At 66.7% G+C, this 3,803-nt stretch carries 5 protein-coding genes; 3 read left to right on the forward strand and 2 right to left on the reverse strand.

Annotated elements, in window-relative coordinates:
* A partial coding sequence (locus tag JMF90_RS27975; RefSeq protein ID WP_236598049.1) for an FAD-dependent oxidoreductase occupies positions 1-457 on the reverse strand: 457 nt, incomplete at its 3' end.
* A gap of 17 nt (positions 458-474) precedes the next feature.
* Positions 475-825: a RidA family protein gene (locus JMF90_RS27980; RefSeq protein WP_012336771.1), complete on the reverse strand. Its 351-nt coding sequence runs from the start codon at positions 823-825 to the stop codon at positions 475-477.
* A gap of 318 nt (positions 826-1,143) precedes the next feature.
* Here JMF90_RS27980 and JMF90_RS27985 point away from each other — a divergent pair, with 318 nt between their 5' ends.
* The 3 genes from JMF90_RS27985 to JMF90_RS27995 form a co-directional block, all read left to right on the forward strand.
* Positions 1,144-2,244 (forward strand): ABC transporter substrate-binding protein, encoded by a 1,101-nt coding sequence (locus tag JMF90_RS27985; RefSeq protein WP_011549807.1) that lies wholly within the window; start codon positions 1,144-1,146, stop codon positions 2,242-2,244.
* Positions 2,245-2,280: 36 nt separating this feature from the next.
* Positions 2,281-3,174, forward strand: coding sequence for a branched-chain amino acid ABC transporter permease (locus JMF90_RS27990; RefSeq protein ID WP_006481231.1), 894 nt, complete (start codon positions 2,281-2,283; stop codon positions 3,172-3,174).
* The coding region (locus JMF90_RS27995; RefSeq protein WP_201325697.1) for a branched-chain amino acid ABC transporter permease at positions 3,167-3,803 on the forward strand (637 nt) is incomplete at its 3' end. The genes JMF90_RS27990 and JMF90_RS27995, both read left to right, overlap by 8 nt.

Raw genomic sequence — 3,803 nt, forward strand, 5'->3', positions numbered from 1 at the left:
TCGCGACGCCGCGCTCGAACGACGCCGGATCGCGATACAGGTACAACAGCCCGCCGCTCGTGCGGTCGTACTCGAGCCGTTCGTCGCGCGTCGCCTGCTGAAGTCGCTGCTGCGCATAACGGCACAGCCGCACCTTGATCGACGTGTTGCGGCGCGAGCGCTCGGCCGTGCAGTTCTGCAGGAACAGCGCGCACCAGGCCCACATGCGCCAGTCGGGCGTCCATTTGAGCCGCAGCGCCTGGCCATCGGCGAACAGCGACTTGAAGAGGATCTTCGGCGCACGCGGCGACGCCCAGGTATACGAATGGCCAGGCGCGATCAACCCCGCATTCGCGAAGCTGGTTTCGAGCGCGACGCCGTCGCGACGCTCGATCACCGTCACCTCGTCGCCGGCCTTCGCGAGAAAATATGCAGTGGTCACGCCGACGATGCCGCCGCCGAGCACGATCGTCTTCATCGTCCGGTTCTCCTGTACTAGCTCGCGGCAATCGCCGCGATCTCGACCGTGTACTGGGGAAACGCGAGCTTCGATTCGACGCACGCGCGTGCCGGTGCGTCGCCCTGCGGCACCCACGCGTCCCACACACTGTTCATCTCGGCGAAGCTGCGATAGTCGGCCAGCCAGATGCTCGCGGATACGATCCGGCGCTTGTCGAGCCCCACGCCTTCGAGCAGCCGGTCGATCTTGTCGAGAATCTGACGGGTCTGTCCGGCCACGTCGAGCGACGTGTCGTCCGCCACCTGACCCGCGACGAAAGCCAGCCCGCCCGCGACCACCAGTTGGCTCATCCGTTCACCCACGCCGTATCGCTTGATCTCCACCATCTGACTGCCCTCCGAGGCCGTGTCGAGTTGGGCAGATTTAAGCACTGCAATTCACCTCTGTATACACTTTTTTCAGAAATATTCTCGATTGCTCCACATTGGAGCGCGCGTGCACCACGGCTATTCGCGATCTTTATATGCGTGCATAAATGCATGAAAACAGGGCGATTTTTCTATAATTCACAGGGCTTTTACGATTCTTCACAGCCATTCGAAAATTTATTTGCAAACGATTTTTGATCTGTGATTCTGTCGACACTTTTGTATATCAAACCATGCCGCCAGCCGTGCGGCCGACCATGCGACAGGAGAACGAAGATGAAGGCAAGTCAGTGGAGTGTCGGTATCTGGATCGCGCTCGGTGCGGTTGCGTCGGGCGCTGCACAGGCCGACGTGAGCGTGGGCGCGGTGCTGCCGCTGACCGGCGCGAGTGCGTCGATCGGCGAAGACCAGCGCCGCGGCATCGAGCTCGCCGTCGCGCAGATCAATGCGAAAGGCGGCGTGCTGGGCCAGAAGCTCGCCGTGCGCATCGAGGATTCGGGCGGCTCGGCCAATACCGCGCTCGACGCCGCACGCAAGCTCGCGACCGTCGAGCACGTGCCGGTCGTGCTCGGCGAGTTCTCGTCGTCGGTGACGATTCCGGTCGGGCAGTTCCTGGTGCGTCAGGGCGACGTGCACATCAACATCGGCTCGTCGAGTCAGCAAGTGCGCAAGATCGGCGCGGGCTCGTTCAGCGTGATCGGGCTGGACGACCTGTCCGCGCGCTTCGCCGCGCAGGACGTGTATGCCCGCAAGCTGCGCCGCATCGCACTGATCGCGCCGAACAACGGCTATGGCCAGGGCATCGCGGGCGAATTCAGGAAGCGTTTCGAGGCGCTCGGCGGCACGGTGGTGTCGACGGTGCTCTACACGGAAGGGCAGTCGACCTATCGCCGCGAGCTGGAGCAGGCGTCGCGCGCGCAGCCCGACGCGTACGTCTACAGCGCCTATGGCCAGGAAGCCGCGACGCTGAACCGCCAGGCGTTCGAGATGCGGCTCAACCAGCATCCGTGGTACGGCATCTATCTGACGATGTGCACGAGCGACACGCCCGCGCAGATCGCGCAAGGCCAGATCGGCCTCGAGGTCGCCGCGCTCGGCGCGGGCGCGAAAGCGTATGCGAGCGCCTATCAGGCCGCGTACAACGAGGCCCCGCGCTCGGCGTTCGGCAGCTATGCGTACGACGCGACGCTGTTGTCCGCCGCCGCGATCGGCCGCGCGCAATCCATCGAACCGGCGAAGATTCGCACGGCGCTCGCGGCATTGGGCAAGTCGTATACCGGCGTGACCGGCGCGATCGCGTTCGATGCCGACGGCCAGCGCGAAGTCCAGCCCTACGAGAAGGTGATCTACCGCCAATCGGTCGTCGCGCAGCAGTGAGCGACCGCCCGCCTGGATGAACCCGAGGACCTCGCCATGCTGTCATTCATTGTCGACGTATTGATCCGCACCGCCGATCTGCTGCTGGTGTCGGTCGGCTTGTCGACGCTCTATTCGCTGATCCGCTTTCCCAACATCGCGCATGTCCAGTACGCGATGCTCGGCGCATTCGCGACGCTCTGGCTGGAGCGCGCGGGGATGCCGTTCGCACTCGCGACGGTCGTGTCCTGCGTGCTGGTCGGCACGGCCGCGACGCTGCTGAACCTGTTCGTGTTCGCGAGACTGCTGCGCTCCGGCAGCGCGGTGGCGATGATCGGCTCGCTCGCGATCTCGATGCTCGCGGTCGCGCTGGTGCTCGGCGTCGCCGGTTCGCGGCCGCAGCAGTATGCGCAGGACGTGCACCCGCCGATGGTGATCGCCGGCGTCGCGCTGTCCGTGCCGCAGTTGGGCTCGATCGCATGCGGCGCCGGCGCGCTCGCGATATTCGCGGCACTGCTGTACCGCACCGGCCTCGGCCGGGCGATGCGCGCGCTCGCGTCGAATCGCGCACTGGCGCTCGCGACCGGCATCGACGCGACCCGCGTGACCAACGTGATCACGTTCGCGAGCGGCGTGCTGGCGGCGCTCGGCGGCACGATGCTCGGCGCCACCGAGAGCGTGCACGTGAATCTCGGCTACGGGCTGTTGATCCCGGTGTTTTCCGCGGCGATCCTGGGCGGCCTCGGCAATCCGCTCGGGGCGGCAGCCGGTGCGCTGCTGATCGCGGTGGCCGAAACCGTCGCGTTGAACGTCGATTTCGGCGGGCTCGTCGACCGGCCGATGCAGTTCTTTCCGGTCGAGTACGTCGGCGCGGTGTCGTTCGCGATCCTGCTCGTCGCCCTCATCTTCCGGCCCTACGGCATCTTCGATCGGGAGGTACGGCGTGTCTAGTTTCGTCATCCATCTGCTGACCGTCGGCTGCCTGTACGCGACGATGGCGCTCGGGCTGAACCTGCAGGCCGGCTATGCGGGGCTCGTCAATTTCGGCTTCATTGCGTTCAGCGGGCTCGGCGCGTACGCGGCCGGCATCGCGTCGCAGCTCGGCTGGCCGTTGCCTTCGGCGCTGGCGCTCGCGCTGGCCGCCGCGGGGGCGCTGGCGATCGTCGTCGCACGGCTCGGGCGACAGCTCTCCGCCGACTACTGGGGGATCGCGACGCTCGCGATCGCCGAGATCCTGCGCACGATCGCGCTCAACGAAAGCTGGCTGACCGGCGGCGCGCAAGGCATCGGCGGCATCGCGCCGCTGTTCCCCGGGCTGCGGGCGCCGTGGGCCGATCTCGCGTTTCTCGCGGTCACGGCCGGCTGCCTCGCGCTCACCTACGCGACCTACCGGCGCCTGACCGCGAGCCGCTTCGGCCGGGCGCTGAAGGTGATGCGCGAAGAACCCGCGCTCGCCGTCTGCTTCGGCTACGATCCGCTCGCGCTGAAGACGCGCGCGAGCATCGCGGGGGCGCTTCCCGCCGCGCTCGCCGGGGCGCTCGCCGCGTGGTACATCGGCTACGTCGGGCCGGACGCGATGA

It is taken from the genome of Burkholderia sp. E168m23, from assembly GCF_016586125.1.
GTDB classification, from domain to species: Bacteria; Pseudomonadota; Gammaproteobacteria; order Burkholderiales; family Burkholderiaceae; genus Burkholderia; species Burkholderia orbicola.